Annotated in this window: 10 protein-coding genes and 1 pseudogene; 8 read left to right on the top strand and 3 right to left on the bottom strand. The window is 35.9% G+C overall.

What is annotated here, in order from left to right:
• Positions 1–36: 36 nt before the first annotated feature.
• The 8 genes and pseudogenes from ccmE to V4B18_RS06780 all read left to right on the top strand — a co-directional run bounded on the left by ccmE (position 37) and on the right by V4B18_RS06780 (position 8,991).
• A complete protein-coding gene (gene ccmE / locus V4B18_RS06815; RefSeq protein ID WP_455475684.1) occupies positions 37–534 on the top strand; it encodes a cytochrome c maturation protein CcmE in 498 nt (165 codons plus the stop codon).
• Entirely contained in the window at positions 524–2,494 is a 1,971-nt protein-coding gene (locus tag V4B18_RS06810; protein WP_455475683.1) for a heme lyase CcmF/NrfE family subunit, read from the top strand. Before ccmE ends, V4B18_RS06810 begins: the two co-directional genes overlap by 11 nt.
• Complete coding sequence (locus tag V4B18_RS06805; protein WP_455475682.1) at positions 2,495–2,893, top strand: cytochrome c-type biogenesis protein; 399 nt, start codon at positions 2,495–2,497, stop codon at positions 2,891–2,893.
• Positions 2,894–3,089: 196 nt separating this feature from the next.
• On the top strand, positions 3,090–4,598 hold the full coding sequence (locus V4B18_RS06800; RefSeq protein WP_455475681.1) for a Do family serine endopeptidase: 1,509 nt from the start codon (positions 3,090–3,092) through the stop codon (positions 4,596–4,598).
• Between the two features lie 78 nt (positions 4,599–4,676).
• Positions 4,677–5,363: a winged helix-turn-helix domain-containing protein gene (locus tag V4B18_RS06795; protein WP_455475680.1), complete on the top strand. Its 687-nt coding sequence runs from the start codon at positions 4,677–4,679 to the stop codon at positions 5,361–5,363.
• Positions 5,360–6,748 (top strand): ATP-binding protein, encoded by a 1,389-nt coding sequence (locus V4B18_RS06790; RefSeq protein ID WP_455475679.1) that lies wholly within the window; start codon positions 5,360–5,362, stop codon positions 6,746–6,748. Before V4B18_RS06795 ends, V4B18_RS06790 begins: the two co-directional genes overlap by 4 nt.
• 182 nt (positions 6,749–6,930) lie before the next feature.
• A pseudogene (locus tag V4B18_RS06785) lies at positions 6,931–7,949 on the top strand (hypothetical protein); the annotation flags it as partial.
• Between the two features lie 223 nt (positions 7,950–8,172).
• Positions 8,173–8,991 (top strand): outer membrane protein, encoded by an 819-nt coding sequence (locus V4B18_RS06780; protein WP_455475678.1) that lies wholly within the window; start codon positions 8,173–8,175, stop codon positions 8,989–8,991.
• Positions 8,992–9,290: 299 nt separating this feature from the next.
• Here V4B18_RS06780 and V4B18_RS06775 read toward each other — a convergent pair whose 3' ends face one another.
• The 3 genes from V4B18_RS06775 to V4B18_RS06765 all read right to left on the bottom strand — a co-directional run bounded on the left by V4B18_RS06775 (position 9,291) and on the right by V4B18_RS06765 (position 15,429).
• The gene (locus V4B18_RS06775) at positions 9,291–11,618 is read right to left on the bottom strand and encodes an ATP-binding protein (RefSeq protein ID WP_455475677.1); all 2,328 of its coding nucleotides are present in this window, start codon (positions 11,616–11,618) and stop codon (positions 9,291–9,293) included.
• A 278-nt stretch (positions 11,619–11,896) separates the two neighbouring features.
• Complete coding sequence (gene pepN, locus V4B18_RS06770; protein WP_455475676.1) at positions 11,897–14,524, bottom strand: aminopeptidase N; 2,628 nt, start codon at positions 14,522–14,524, stop codon at positions 11,897–11,899.
• 77 nt (positions 14,525–14,601) lie between these two features.
• Positions 14,602–15,429, bottom strand: a complete 828-nt coding sequence (locus tag V4B18_RS06765) for a uracil-DNA glycosylase (RefSeq protein ID WP_455475675.1) — start codon at positions 15,427–15,429, stop codon at positions 14,602–14,604.
• Positions 15,430–15,462 lie beyond the last annotated feature (33 nt).

The following is a 15,462-nucleotide window of genomic DNA, read 5'->3' as shown; positions in this document are numbered from 1 at the left end:
TAACGCATTTATAAAAATGGTGTTTATAGATAGGCCATGAACAGTCAGTTTTTAAAGAATCCTTCTTCATTGAAAGTTATTTTAAAGCAGCGAAAAAAAAATCGATTGCTGATGGCCTTACTGTGTTTTTTCCTTATGTTCGTTGCAATAAGTTTTATTATGTATGCAATGCGTCATACGGTGAATTATTTTCGAATACCATCTGAAATAACAAAAGAAGATATTCTTACGGGACGCTCTTTACGTTTAGGAGGTTTTGTTGAAAAGGGGACGGTTCAATATATTGATAAGATGAAAGTTACTTTTTTCATAACGGATAACGAAAAACATGAAAAGGTAATTTTCAATGGCATATTACCAGATCTTTTTCGTGAAGGACAAGGGGTTATCGTGGAGGGGGCTTTTGACAAACGAGGATTTTTTATTGGTACACGCGTTTTAGCAAAACATGACGAAACTTATATGCCGAAAAGAACGGCTGATTGCTTGAAAAAACGCTACGATATGGAAGGGCAATTAGGTTGTGCTCGTTGAATTAGGTCATATTCTTTTAGCCGCAGCGTTTGCAGTTAGTTTGTTACAGATGATTTTATCTACTTTTGGCGTTGTACGAGGAGAACGTGCGTTGATGCAGGTAGGAGTACCATTAACGCATGTCACCTTTATACTTGTATTATTATCTTTTTTAACCATTGTTCATGCTTATATAGTATCTGATTTTTCTGTTTTGAATGTTGTTGAGAATAGCCATTCGGAAAAACCAATGCTTTATAAAATTACGGGCGTTTGGGGTAACCATGAAGGATCCATATTGTTATGGGTTTTAGGTTTAGCTTTTTTTAGTACATTGATGGCGTTATTTAGCCAACATTTACCTGAGCGATTCAAGGCGATAGTTTTAATTTGTCAAAGTTTGATTACAAGCACTTTTCTTTTATTTATTCTTTTTATGTCTAACCCATTTTTACGTGTTAGTCCACCAGCATTGCAGGGAAATGATCTAAATCCTCTTTTACAGGATATCGCTTTAGCAATTCATCCACCGCTTCTTTATTTAGGCTATGTTGGTTTTTCTATTTGTTTTTCTTTTGCAGTAGCTGCATTGGTTGTGGGACATGTTAATGGGAATTGGGCGCGTTGGGTTCGTCCTTGGATTCTTCTTTCTTGGATTTTTTTGACACTAGGGATTATGGTTGGATCCTATTGGGCTTATTATGAGTTGGGGTGGGGGGGATATTGGTTTTGGGATCCAGTTGAAAATGTTTCATTTATGCCATGGCTTTCAGGAACAGCTCTTTTGCATTCTGCTCTTGTTCTTGAAAAGCGAGGAACATTGAAAAGCTGGACTTTATTTTTGGCTATACTTACTTTTTCTCTTTCTCTTATGGGAACTTTTCTTGTCCGTTCGGGTTTTTTTATATCTGTCCATAGTTTTGCACTTGATCCAGCACGTGGGCGGGCAATTCTTGCTATATTATTATTCTTTATGGTAGGGGCATTGTTTCTCTTTACTCTACGTGTACCTATTTTAAAAACAGATAGATTATTTCAGCCAATTTCGCGTGAAGGTTTTATTGTTTTAAATAATTTATTGTTAATAACAATAGCAGCAACAATATTGATTGGTACGTTCTATCCTTATTTTATTGAGGCATTAACTGGACAAAAGATTTCTGTAGGCGCTGCCTTTTTTAATCTCACTTGTGGACCCTTAATGATGTTATTGCTGTTGTTTGTTCCATTTGGATCAATGATGGCGTGGAAACGTGGTGATTTTCTCGCAGTTTTTGAACGGTTATGGTTTGTTTTTGCATTAGTCTGTGTGACGTGTTTTATAATATTTTATGCAGCATCTTTGCGTGATGTTTTTGCAATTTTAGGGATTGGACTTTCTGCTTTTGTTTTTTTGGGAAGCTTGGCTGATCTTTGGGGAAAGAGCGGATATCATAAAATAGCTTTGTCGGTGCGGATTAAGAGATTTGTTGGATTACCATGGTCAGCTTTTGGTGCTGCGATGGCACATATGGGATTAGGTGTTACACTATTTGGTATTGTATGTGTTGCGACTTTCACTCAAGAACGTGTTTTAACTATGCATATAGGAGATGTGGTGACGATAGCGAATAAAATCATTCGCTTTGACAAAGTGCAAGAAGGTGCTGGTAAAAATTATTCTGTAATGGAGTTTAATTTTGCAATATCTGAAAACAACAACACACTGCACACTGTAGTGGCATCAAAGCGATTTTACCCAAGTCAAAAGACATCAACAACAGAAGTTGGTATCTGGAGTCATGGTTTATCTCAGTTATATATTGTTCCTGGACGTATAGATGATCAAGGACTTGCTGTGCACATATGGTGGAAACCTTATGTGATTTCTATTTGGTTAGGTGCATTGATGATGGCTATGGGGGGATGTTTTTCTCTATTCAGTTATTGGTCTCGTGTCGGGTTGAAGAGGCCTTTCATACTAGATTTAAAAAGGTATTAGATGAAAAAGATACTATTTTGGATTTTGCTTTTCTTTATGGCTATTTTTCCCCTGTCGTTAACCATAGCAGTAGAGCCAGATGAAGTTTTAAAAGATACAGTTCTTGAAGTGCGTGCGCGCGATATTGCATCGAATTTGCGTTGTCTAGTTTGTCAAAATCAATCAATTGATGATTCAGATGCTTCATTGGCACGTGATTTACGGCTTTTAATTCGCGAACGGTTAAAAATGGGTGAGAGCAATCAGCAGATTATTAATTTTCTTGTTGAGCGATATGGTGAATTTATCTTATTGAAACCACCTTTTAATAAAACAACGTGGCTTTTATGGTTGTCGCCTTTGATAGTGATGACTATTGGTATAAGTGTCATACTTTTTTGTAGAAGGCGATACGGATAAAAATAACTATTTGAAATATCGATAAAGAAAATTTGATGCATTTAAATCGATAATTTAGTCCTATTTGTGATTATGGGTTTTTGCTCGTCTAATCTTACAAAACTTTAATAATTTAGACAGAAAATGGTAAGATCTTTTATTTTATGATTAAGCGCAATCGAGATGAAATCAATTATTGAATAGGAGCGTATATAAAATGGTTAGAAAAACTTTCTCTACAAAATTAGCTGCGATAAGTCTTTTTGCAGCTATGGAGATTGCTCTATTTTGGGGTGGATCTGTGTCAAATTTATGGACGAGACCAGCTTATGCAAACTCTATCTTTACTTCATTAGTTCAACAGCAGGGATTTGCAGATGTTGTTTCTCAAGTAAAACCCGCTGTTGTTTCAGTACAAGTGAAGGGCAATAAAAATAAAGAAGAGAATTTTTTTAGTGATTTTTTTTACAATGCACCAGGATTTGATATATTGCCAAATCAACATCCTTTAAAAAGGTTTTTTGAGGAATTCTATAATCGTAGTAAGACAAACAAAACACCTTCAAAGCGTTCACGTAAACTCACTCCTATAGCTTTTGGATCGGGATTTTTTATTTCGTCTGATGGTTATATTGTGACAAATAATCATGTTATTTCTGATGGTGTAAAGTATTCTGTTGTTCTTGATGATGGTACAGAATTGGATGCAAGACTCGTTGGAACGGATCAGCGCACCGATCTTGCAGTATTAAAAGTAGATGAAAAAAGAAAATTTTCGTATGTCGATTTTGGTGATGATGCAAAGCTTCGTGTTGGTGATTGGGTTGTTGCGATCGGTAATCCATTTGGTCTTGGCGGAACTGTGACAGCAGGCATTGTTTCGGCGCGTGGACGTGATATTGGCGCTGGTGTTTATGATGATTTTATCCAGATTGACGCTGCTGTTAATCGAGGAAACTCTGGTGGTCCAACTTTTGATCTGAGCGGAAAGGTTATTGGGGTTAATACGGCAATTTTTTCTCCTTCTGGAGGAAATGTTGGTATTGCCTTTGCTATTCCAGCAGAAACAGTAAAACAGGTTGTGCAGCAACTTATTGAAAAAGGTTCCGTTCAGCGTGGATGGCTTGGGGTTCAGATTCAGTCTGTAACAGAAGAAATTTCTGAATCGATTGGTTTAAAAGAGGCTAAAGGTGTTTTAGTTACTGATCCATTAAAAGGACCTGCAAAAAAAGCTGGGATTAAGGCAGGTGATGTCATTACTTCAGTGAATGGGGAAAAGGTTTCTGATGTGCGTGATTTAGCAAAGCGTATTGGAAATATTAAGCCAGGAGAAACAGTGACTTTAGTTATTTTTAGATCTGGTAAAGAGGAAACTTTCAAGGTAAAACTTGATACAATGCCTGAAAACGAAGATGCAAAAGAAGACTCAAAATATCAAAAGAAACGTAATAATTCAGATGATGTATTAGAAGATTATGGTTTAGTCGTTGCTCCTTCTGATGATGATATAGGTGTGGTTGTAACAAGTGTAGATTCAGATGCAGAAGATAAAGGAATATACCCTGGTGACGTAATTGTAACAGTTAATAATAAACCTATTAAGAAAGTATCTGATATTACCGATATAATTAAAGAAGCACAAAAATTAGGACGAACTGGTGTGCTCTTACAACTACAAACAAATGGTAAGAATCGTTTTATCGCTCTTCCAATTTTAAAAAAGTAACATTTGTTTATGAGTAGGATGGAGGCCTTGTAAGCCTCTGTTCTATGATTTTATTTAATAATAACGGAGGCGCGTTTTATGAAGATACTCGTTATCGAAGATGATCGTGAAACAGGGCGTTATCTCGAAAAAGCTTTTTTAGAGGCAGGACATTTAGCTGATGTTGCGTATGATGGAGATACTGGATACACTTTAGCGGAAACAGAAAATTACGATGTTATGGTTGTTGATCGGATGCTTTTACATCGTGATGGTCTTTCTATTATTTCTGAGTTGCGTGCTAAAGGAAATAAAACACCAATTCTTATTCTTTCTGCTTTAGGACAAGTTAATGATCGTGTGACAGGATTACGTGCAGGGGGTGATGATTATTTGACGAAGCCTTATGCTTTTTCTGAACTTCTTGCTCGTGTTGAAGTGTTGCAGCGTCGGAAAAATTCTGAAAAAGCAGAAACTATTTATCGTGTAGGCAATCTTGAGCTTAATCGATTAGCACATACAGTAAAACGTGGTAACATGAATATCACATTGCAACCACGGGAGTTTCGTTTACTGGAATATTTGATGCGATATGCTGGTCAGGTTGTTACACGCACTATGCTTTTGGAAAATGTTTGGGACTATCATTTTGATCCGCAGACGAATGTTATTGATGTTCACATATCTCGGTTAAGAGCAAAAATTGAGAAAGATTTTGATATTCCACTTCTTCATACTGTACGTGGAGCTGGATATATGCTGAAAGCACCAGATAATGAAATATGAGTCGTTTGGTTAATATATTGCGTACAACTGCGCTAAGGCTTTCGGCACTTTACATTTTATTGTTTGGATTAGTTGCAACAGGGCTTTCAGTTTATATGATAGCATTTTCTGCTTCATTATTAACAAAACAAACTGAGAAAGCTTTGCGTGAAGAATTAAAGCGTATTGAAAATGCTTATAACTATGGTGGATTGCCTTTATTGGTGCGCACTATCGATTATCGCTCGCGACAACCGGGAGCTTTTCTCTATCTTGTCACTGATCCTATGGGACGCACTTTAGCAGGGAACGTTGCACATATTGAACTTGGACTTTTGAATCATAATAATGATGGTTTTCTCTTGAAGTCTTTTTTATATTCACGCTTTGGAGAGCATGACAAAACAAGTGAACATCGTGCTTTAGCAATTATTGTTGATTTACCCAACGCTATGAAGATTCTTATAGGTCGAGATTTAGATGAGCCAGAACGTTTTGTAAAGGTGATGCGTAAAGCGGTAATAATTGCTCTTGTGGCAATGGTTGGGGGAGCTTTATTAATATGGTTTTTTGTCGGCAGGCGAGCATTGCAGAGGATCGATCATGTAACAGCTGCTTCTCAGCGTTTGATGGAAGGTGACTTTAGTGGGCGTTTACCTGTTTCTGGGGTTGGTGATGAGTTTGATCGATTATCGGCCAATCTTAATGTCATGTTAGATCGAATTGAGGAGCTAAATATTGGTTTGCGCCAAGTATCAGATAATATTGCTCATGACCTTAAGACACCATTAACGCGCCTTAGAAATCGTGCTGAAGAAGCGCTTTCTGGTAAAAAGACGGAGCTTGAATATCGACAAGCGCTTGATGGTGTTATTGTTGAATCAGATCAGCTTATTCGTACTTTTAATGCTATTTTAATGATTTCACGCATTGAAGCTAGCAGTGCAATTGAGCATCTTGAAACTATGAATATGAAGCTGATTCTTGAAGATGCGGTTGAGATTTACGAACCTTTTGCTGAAGAATTAGGTGTTTTGCTTCGATTAGGAAATACATTTGATAAAGAAATTCCGTTAAATCGTGAACTTGTTGCACAATCAATTTTTAATCTTATTGATAATGCTATTAAATATGCACCTAAAGATGGAAAAAAAGCAGAGGTTTGCTTATCGATGGAATGTCGTGGTACATGTTTGTTGGTAGTTGTTCGTGATAATGGTTCAGGAATTGCAGCTGATAAATGTGAAAAAGTAACAGAGCGATTTGTTCGCCTTGAAGAAAGTCGTACACAGCCCGGTTTTGGTATTGGTTTAAGCATAGCAAAAGCTGTTATGAAACTTCATGGAGGTGAACTTTTACTTGAAAATGCCAATCCAGGACTCAGAGCTATTTTATTATTCCCTTAAAAAGTGCGTTTGTTTCTTTTTACACATAACAACTGTTTTGGGGGCTAATACAAAAAATGGAAAGTAAAACGTTTCTTTAAGGAAACGAGAATGAAAAGCATTTTTCTAAAAATGCAGCTTCTCCCTTTATATTTTCTTGATAAAAATGAAATCATTTATGAGCTGTATTGATAAAGATTTAAAGAGGCAAGAAGCAGGAAACGTGCGCACTCATTGTATTCGCTGATTTGAGTGGTATTTTTACGTACGAAATTTTATGTGCTGGGTTAATATTTTTGTGTGAAGTGGCATTAAATGTGGTTTTGCGCTTTCTCTTAAGAATAGTGCATGATCATAGTAAAATAAGCCTGTCTAGTCATGATGGATTTGGAAAGGATTATTGTTTAATTATTTTAGGTATAGGAAAATTAGGAGCAGAAGAATTTAATTATTCTTCTGATATTTATCCTATTGTTTTTGTTAATGAAATGTCGCTTTATATTGATACTTTTTATGAGAGGATTAATGTGTTTTCTGAAATGGTACACCAATTATCCGAGGGTATACTTTAGAAGGATATGTTTTTATCTTGATTTTTGGCTTCATCTAGCCCCAGAGCCTCAATTTTTGGGGCAATTACCTGTAAGGACTGCATTGTAATATTATGAGAGGGGTGTGCTTAAAATTAGGAATGGGTAGCTGTAATTAAGGCATGCCCTGTAGCTGGTGATAAAAAGCTGGTTTTAAGTTTCTCAATTCGCGAGTGTTTCATTTTTGATGAGATGCTAGGAGAATAGCTGTTTTATTCACGATTTAGTAAAAATGCTGCAGGTTATTAAAAAACATTATATTATACTGCGTTATTTAAGAATGAACGATAACTTAGCTTAGGAATTGGAAATTTAGCTTTTACAGGTACAGAAGATATTCTGGAAACAATGATGACATTAAGCTGTTTAGGTTTTGAAAGGACAAGTAGTATTTGTCGTATTATGCGGACACTATATTATGGATGTTATAAAGCCACTCAATTTGCTGAAGTGCGTGAAAAGTTAATAAGAATTTACACCAGCACTTTTGAAAGTTTTTGGTGTTACTAAAAGAGTAGATGAAATAACGTTGGATTTTGATAGTTTTTTACAAGGCTTATCTTTGGAATATACAGTTTTTTAGTTTATTGAAGCCCAACTTATCTCTTTTGGATATGGATATGTTAGTACTTATTGGGAACTGCACCGTAATTTTTCGAAAGTTATTATACGTAAACCATTATTATAACATCAATAATATAAGTATATTTAGCAAAATAAAATAAAAGTTTTTATTAAGTAAGTTTAAAAATTTAATTATTTTTCATAATAGTGTTATTTGTACTACAGATTTTTTGAAAAAAACGTGAAACTATCTATTATTATGTATCACATTAGCTTGTAGGGGAAGCGATTATGAATGCAAAATATTTAATCACAACATCTATTTTTGCTTTAATTTCAATTTCTTCAGCACAGGCAACGGATATTTTAATTCCTGAGCACCCTGTGCCTGTTATTGTGGCTCCTGTTATTTCTTGGACGGGGTTTTACCTTGGAGGTCAAATTGGCAAGTTCTCAAATAAAATCGCTTTAAGCTACTTAAGAGAGAATAATATAGGGAGAGGTAACCTGATTGAAAAAATGAATACACCTAAACTGTCTGGTTACATAGGTGGTGTTTATGCAGGTTCTAATGTAGACATCAATAATGGTTTTATTATAGGTGTTGACACAGATATAATGTGGTTTGGTAAAAGTGATAGGAGAAAGATTAGTTGTCCAGAAGCAAAGCAAAGAAGAAGATCATTAAAAGAAGAGCTGGAGGAAGCAGCGAAATATAGGAGTTTTGATGAATCAATAAAGCCTGGATCTTTGCAGCATACTTTAAAAGAGAAATGGTTTGGTGCTACACGGGTGCGGGTTGGATTTTCTACTGATCGGATAATGCCTTATGCCGCGGGAGGTATTACTTATACGCAACTTCGAAGTATCTGTGAGCCAATTGCTAAAATAAGTAAAAAAGTTGATTCTTCTGATTTTTTACATAATGAAAAAAAGATGATGGTTGGTTATACGCTTGGAGGTGGTGTTGATTTTGCAATGACAAATAATATCATTTTGCGTGCAGAATACCGTTATTCAAATTTTGGCAAGAAAAGATTTGCACATGATAAAATTGAAATTGGCTACAAAATTAATGATTTTCGTGTCGGTGTAGCATACAAATTCTAATTTATGATAGAATAAAATTATTTATGAGAGCCCCAATTTCGAAAGGGGCTTTTAAAATTATTACTGAATATATCGTATTCTATAGCAGGGAATAAATAAAGTTAATATGTTTAATTATTTTAACAAATAGCTCTACTATTTTGCCTACGTTATATTGATATGATCAAGAAAGGTTTGCATATCAAATTAAGGACTAGCGATGTTGTTTTAAAATTGGTTAATGAAATGCAGGTGTCAGCCATTGTCTTCAGCATTAACGGCAAGGGATGCTGTTGTAATAAGGATAATGATGTATCTTTTTAAGACACACTTTGTTGAATTGGCATTGTAATAGTTACAGTTGTCCCTTTCATTTCTTTAGAGGTGATTTCAAGTTCTCCTTTGTGCAATTCTATAAGAGAGCGTGAGATGGCTAATCCAAGGCCTGAGCCAGTATGAGTTTTAGTAAATTGATTTTCAACTTGTTCAAAAGGCTGTCCAAGTTTTTTAATTGCGGATTGAGGAATACCCACACCTGTATCTTTAATTTTAAAAATTAAGTCGTTTTTTTTCTGGAAAGCACAGACATCAATATTACCACCAGAAGGCGTAAATTTAACAGCATTAGAAATGAGATTAAGAAAAATTTGTCTCATTGCACGACAATCAACTTCGGCATGAAGTTCTGGAGCAATATTTGTTGTAACAGAAATATTTTTTGCTTGCGCTTGTGGCGTAAGTGTTCGTACCGCTTCACTAATGATGGGTCCAAGATCAATATTTTTACAGTCAAGAGTAAATCGTCCAGCTTCGATTTTGGACATATCAAGAATATCATTAATAAGAGTTAAAAGATGGGTTCCTGAGCTATAAATATCATGCACATACTCTTTATAGCGTTGTGAACCAAGAGGACCAAAGGTGGATTGTAGCATGATATCCGAAAAACCGAGAATAGCATTAAGTGGAGTACGCAGTTCGTGGGACATATTCGCTAAAAATTCTGATTTAGCTTTGTTAGCACTTTCTGCACGCTCTTTTTCTGCTTTCAGACTTTTATTCAGTTTTTCGACTTCTGTTGCACGTTGCTGAGCATTTCCTCGTGCGCGTTTTAGCTCTTGAATAAAAGAAAAAAGGCGTTTTTCACTGTCTTCAAATTTTTCTTGTTGCTGTTTCAGTTCAGAAATATCTGTTCCAATGCAAACAAGTCCTCCATCTTGAGTACGTCGTTCATTAATTTTGAGCCAACAGCCATCTGCAGTTTGGCGAATGCTGGTTAAGTTTCCAGCACCATCATCTTTGAGTAGATGTTCACTGATAGCAGGACGTGCCATAGCTTCAACAGTTTCACGTTGTATTCCTGATTGTAGAATTTGTTTAGGGATAGATGCATATTCACAAAATTTGCTATTCGACATAACTAAACGTCTTTCTGAATCCCATAATACAAAGGATTCTGAAATATTTTCAATAGCATCGCGGATACGAAGGTCTGCTTGTGCTGTTTGTTCAGCTAATTGACGTTGTTCACTAATATCAAAAGAAATACCAACCAAATGAGGCTCTTCTTCTTCGGTAACTTCGGCACGAATACGCATCCATACATAATGACCATCAGCATGACGCATAGGGACGTTAATATCGATATGTTTTTTTTTACCGCTCATTAATTCTTGGGCAAGGTCAAAAAAATTAGTGTCATTTGGATCGATGATTGCGGTGATTTGGGGGATTGATAGCAATGCATCTTGGGGCACATAGCCGAGCATTTCGTACATTGCTCGTGACCAATAGACGCGTCCACTTGCCATGTTCCAATCCCACAATCCACAGCGTCCACGCAGCATTGCCATATCAATGCGGTTTTGAATTTTTTCTGAAATTTCATCTGTATTGCGTGCCCGTACGATTTGATTGTAATAAGCACAAAGGAGAGCTAGAATAACGCCAGTAGTTCCTATGAATAACGTTATATTTAATGAAAAAGCTTTGCGCCACTGCGCATAGGTATCTCGTGTTTTTTCACTAACGAATACACCATATTGCCCATTTTTCGTTTTACTAAATGAAGCTAAAGCAGGATTATCTTTCCCAGCTATAATTTGCATTACACCGGCGTGTTGTCCAAGAGACTGTAAAACAGTACTTTCAGAGGTAAAATCTTGTAAGGGTTTTCCTAAAATGATCTCTGAGTTGGATGATGCTAGGACGATGCCTTTTTGATCTACTATAGCAATAACAGCGTTAGTATTGATAAGACCTTGGTTATGAAAATCGGTAAGGATGTTTTGAAAATAATTATGAGAAAGAACAGCAGTTTCTTCTTTTTGAGTGTTAGAAAGAAGATCATGATCAATTATATTGGCAATATGAGGAGCTAAGAGAGCGATTGTGGAGCGCGTATTTTTATCAACTGTGTGATGCCAGTCATAGATTAGCACAAAACGAATTGCTGCAAACACCACAAGAAATGCAACAATTATAATTGGAACAAAGCGTCGAATCCAAGGCTCAATAAATAGAAGTTTTTTATAATTTGAATCAGAAAGCAGGTTAATGTGCGCCATTCGCATCTTGCGATTTTGGACGCTCGATTTTGACGCAACGTGCACTTCTGTTGGCGCATTATATGCGTCCAATTTAGCCATTTCTAGTTCCTCTAATTACAAAATAATGTGACTAAAAACTGCTTTGACATTTGCAATAACTCCATAAATGCAGTGAATCAAAACAGGAGTCTCCTGTCTAGTCTTTTTTTTAAAAAAAAATAATTTTACTCTTATTCTTATAAATATCATGAGCCTGTGAAAATAAAAGAAATCTTAATATTTAACACGGCTCATAAACAGGTTTAAATTACCTGTTTATGATCTTATGGTTATTAAAAAGCTAAATTATATTATAATACATTGATTATAAATATTTTTTAAGCAAGCATGCGCTTAATTATATCTGTTAAATCGCTTGATAATTGAGGAGTTGCTACTATTGTTTTTAACGCAGTCTCAAGTTTTTGTCGCCGAATAGGTTCCAATTGTTGCCAAGAGCGCATTGTTGTTAATAATCGTGAAGCAAGTTGTGGATTTTCTTTATCAATGTTTAAAATGAGTTGGCAAAGAAAATTATATGATGCGCCATCAATTCTGTTAAAACCTGTTAAATTCTTAGATGCAAATACACCTATTAAAGCATGCACACGATTAGGATTATCCTGTGAAAAGAGTGGATGCTGCATAAGTTTTTTAACGTGGTCGAGTGTTGATTCTCCTGCAACTATTGCTTGAATAGAGAACCATTTATCCATAACTAACGGGTCATGCTGGTATCGATTTTCAAAATCATTTAAAGCATCTTGTGTTTGTTTACTTTCGTTAAAGTGTTTCACTAAAGTGGTTATACTAGCTATACGGTCAGTCATATTATCAGCTATTGCATATTGTGTTGCAGCGCGATTCGGTTTGGCTTCAGCGATAGAAAGATAATCTAGTATAATGTTCCGTAATGCCCGTTTCCCAGCTTGTACAGTATTTGGTAAATAAGGTTTTTCAATCTGCATCTGTGCATAAATTTTTGTGAAAAGCTTTTGATGGGTGTGCGCGATCGAAGCTAAAAATTGGTTACGCACATGGTGGATGCAGTCTGGATCTATATTTTTACCGATTATGTGGGAAAGTTCAACTTCGCTAGGCAAACTTAAACAAAATGCACGAAATTCTGGCTCAAGACTTTCATTTGTAACGATTGTTTCAATTAATTCTAGCAAAATGGAAGGTATGGTCTCTGTTGTTAATGTTTTATCCTGAATGGCTTGAATAAGAGCTCTTGTCATCAAATGGTTGAGCGATTGCCAACGATTAATTTGATTGCTATCATTTTTTGCAAGAAAGATAAGTTCGCTTTCATTGAATGGAGTGTGTAAAATGATAGGTGCAGAAAAATTTCTAAGAAGTGATAAAACAGGTTTTTCGCGCAATCCTCTTAATATGAATGTTTGGTTTTCTTTAGATAGGAGCATTACATCTGATTGAATATCTGTATCTGCTTCATAAGTGATGGGCTCCCCGTTATGTCCTAAGAGGCCAAATGCGATAGGGATAAGCATAGGTTTTTTTATGCTTTGTTGCGGCGTTGCAGGAATATGCTGCTTTGCATTAATCGTTAATATACCATCACTATAATGGCTATCGATTTCCACATTGGGCGTGCCTGCTTGTTCATACCACAGCATGAACTGTGAAAAATCACGATCAGAGACTTCAGCAAAACAAGCGATAAAATCTTCAATCGTGCAAGCTTGTCCATTATGACGCTGAAAATAAAGATCCATACCTTTACGAAATAGAGTGGAACCAACGATTGTATGTATCATGCGAACCACTTCTGCTCCTTTTTCATAGACAGTTGTGGTATAAAAATTGTTAATTTGGCTATATTGACGAGGACGTACAGGATGAGCAAGTGGACCAGCGTCTTCAATAAATTGCGTAGCTTTCAGTGTTTTTATGTTTTCAATTCGCTGTAGACTGCGTATATTCTGATCTGAGGAAAATTCCTGATCACGATAAACTGTTAATCCTTCTTTTAAACAGAGTTGAAACCAATCACGACAAGTAATGCGATTTCCAGTCCAATTATGGAAATATTCATGAGCAATGACGCGTTCTATATTTCTATAGTCATGATCAGTTGCCGTTTGAGGATCGGCAAGAATATATTTATCATTGAAGATATTGAGTCCTTTATTTTCCATTGCACCCATATTAAAATCGGAGACAGCAACGATATTGAAAACATCAAGATCATATTCACGTCCAAAATGTTGTTCATCCCAACGCATAGAGCGTTTTAGTGCATCCATGGCGTAAACTGCTCTTTCAGTTTTTCCCTTTTCTACATAAATGCCAAGTTTAACATGTCGACCAGATACAGTGGTAAAATGATTTTCCAGCTTATCAAGATTTCCACCAACTAAAGCAAAGAGGTAAGATGGCTTGGGATGAGGATCTTCCCAGATAGCAAAGTGTCGATTACCATCAAGAGTTCCCGTTTGTAAAAGGTTTCCATTAGAAAGCAAAATAGGAATTGTCTGAGAATCTGCTTCAATTTTCACTGTATAGGTAGAAAGAACATCTGGGCGATCGTAAAAATAAGTAATACGACGGAATCCTTCTGCTTCACATTGTGTACAATAGACACCATTTGAAAGATAAAGCCCCATGAGCGTACGGTTTTTTTCAGGATTCACTTCCGTAACTAATTGCAATGTGAAAGGAGTTACTGGTGGGGCTGTAATCTCTAAATGTGAAGAAGTACTCTTATAAGAACTTTTGTCCAATATCTCGCCATTAATAGCAACAGAAATTAATGTAAGATCATTACCAGAAAGCGCAAGAGGTGTTTTTTCTTTTGTATTTTGACGAGCTTCAATTAACAATGTTGCTGTCACGCGAGTTCTTGTCGGCTCCAAACAAAAATGAAGCTGCGTTTTAGGAATAGCGTAAGGGGTAGGTTTATAATCTTCCAAACGATAAGTAGGCGTTGTTAATTGCTCCATAATTTTTCCTGACTATATTAATAGTATAAATGATGAAAAAGTAATTTATATTTTTGAAATAAAGTAATATTAAAGAACTATGAAAGATTATTTAAGTAATTTTTTATTTCTAAAAAATCCATCCATGTAAGCTTTTTTTGACTAGGTGTTCGTAGAAGATAGGCGGGGTGAAAGGTTGGCATAACAGGGATTTTGACTTTGCCTTCTCCTACATAAGTGAGCCATTTTCCTCTTGTTCGGATAATTCCATTTTGAGCTCCTGTAAGAAATTGTGTAGCGACATTCCCTAACGCTACAAGGATACGAGGATTAGCAAGGTGGATATGTCTTTCAACAAAAGGGCGGCATAAAGCAATTTCTCTTGGTGTTGGTGTGCGGTTTCCTGGTGGGCGCCATGGAATAGTATTGGTTATGTAAACATTTTCTCTTGTTAAGCCAATTGATGCTAATATTTTATTAAGCAATATACCTGCTTTTCCTACGAAAGGAATGCCTTGTATATCTTCTTCGCGTCCTGGCGCTTCTCCAATAAGCATAAGTGAGCTTCCTGCTTTTCCATCTGCAAAACAGGTATTTTTGGCTGTTAATTTTAATGAGCAGCCATTAAAAGCAAGGAGTGCAGATTTCAATTCATTAAGCGTATGAGCATTTTTTGCTAATTCTATAGCTGAAAGTGCATGCTGTGTGATACTGGGGTTAAGCAATGGAGAATCATGCTGTTTTTGGACTGGTGATGCTTGTTTATAATGGGAAATGTTGATTGCTTGTTTGAATTTTTTTTCTGAAAAAACAGCTTGATTAAAGCGATCAATGGGTACATCAGTTAATACGGCGTCAGCGCCACTTTCTTTGTAAAAATTTAAAAGCTCTTCATAAGAGATTGAATATTGAGTTCGGTTTGACATTGTATTTTTTCTGATAATTGATCCATTAACGAA

It is taken from the genome of Bartonella sp. B17, from assembly GCF_053795755.1.
This window is presented reverse-complemented; position numbering and strand designations above follow the sequence as displayed.

Excerpts from the sequence above, each read along its gene's own strand:
- V4B18_RS06805 (WP_455475682.1), top strand. The coding sequence starts at position 2,495 with ATGAAAAAGATACTATTTTGGATTTTGCTTTTCTTTATGGCTATTTTT.
- V4B18_RS06795 (WP_455475680.1), top strand. The coding sequence starts at position 4,677 with ATGAAGATACTCGTTATCGAAGATGATCGTGAAACAGGGCGTTATCTC.
- V4B18_RS06765 (WP_455475675.1), bottom strand. The coding sequence starts at position 15,429 with ATGTCAAACCGAACTCAATATTCAATCTCTTATGAAGAGCTTTTAAAT.
- pepN (WP_455475676.1), bottom strand. The coding sequence starts at position 14,524 with ATGGAGCAATTAACAACGCCTACTTATCGTTTGGAAGATTATAAACCT.
- V4B18_RS06780 (WP_455475678.1), top strand. The coding sequence starts at position 8,173 with ATGAATGCAAAATATTTAATCACAACATCTATTTTTGCTTTAATTTCA.
- V4B18_RS06800 (WP_455475681.1), top strand. The coding sequence starts at position 3,090 with ATGGTTAGAAAAACTTTCTCTACAAAATTAGCTGCGATAAGTCTTTTT.
- V4B18_RS06790 (WP_455475679.1), top strand. The coding sequence starts at position 5,360 with ATGAGTCGTTTGGTTAATATATTGCGTACAACTGCGCTAAGGCTTTCG.
- V4B18_RS06775 (WP_455475677.1), bottom strand. The coding sequence starts at position 11,618 with ATGGCTAAATTGGACGCATATAATGCGCCAACAGAAGTGCACGTTGCG.
- ccmE (WP_455475684.1), top strand. The coding sequence starts at position 37 with ATGAACAGTCAGTTTTTAAAGAATCCTTCTTCATTGAAAGTTATTTTA.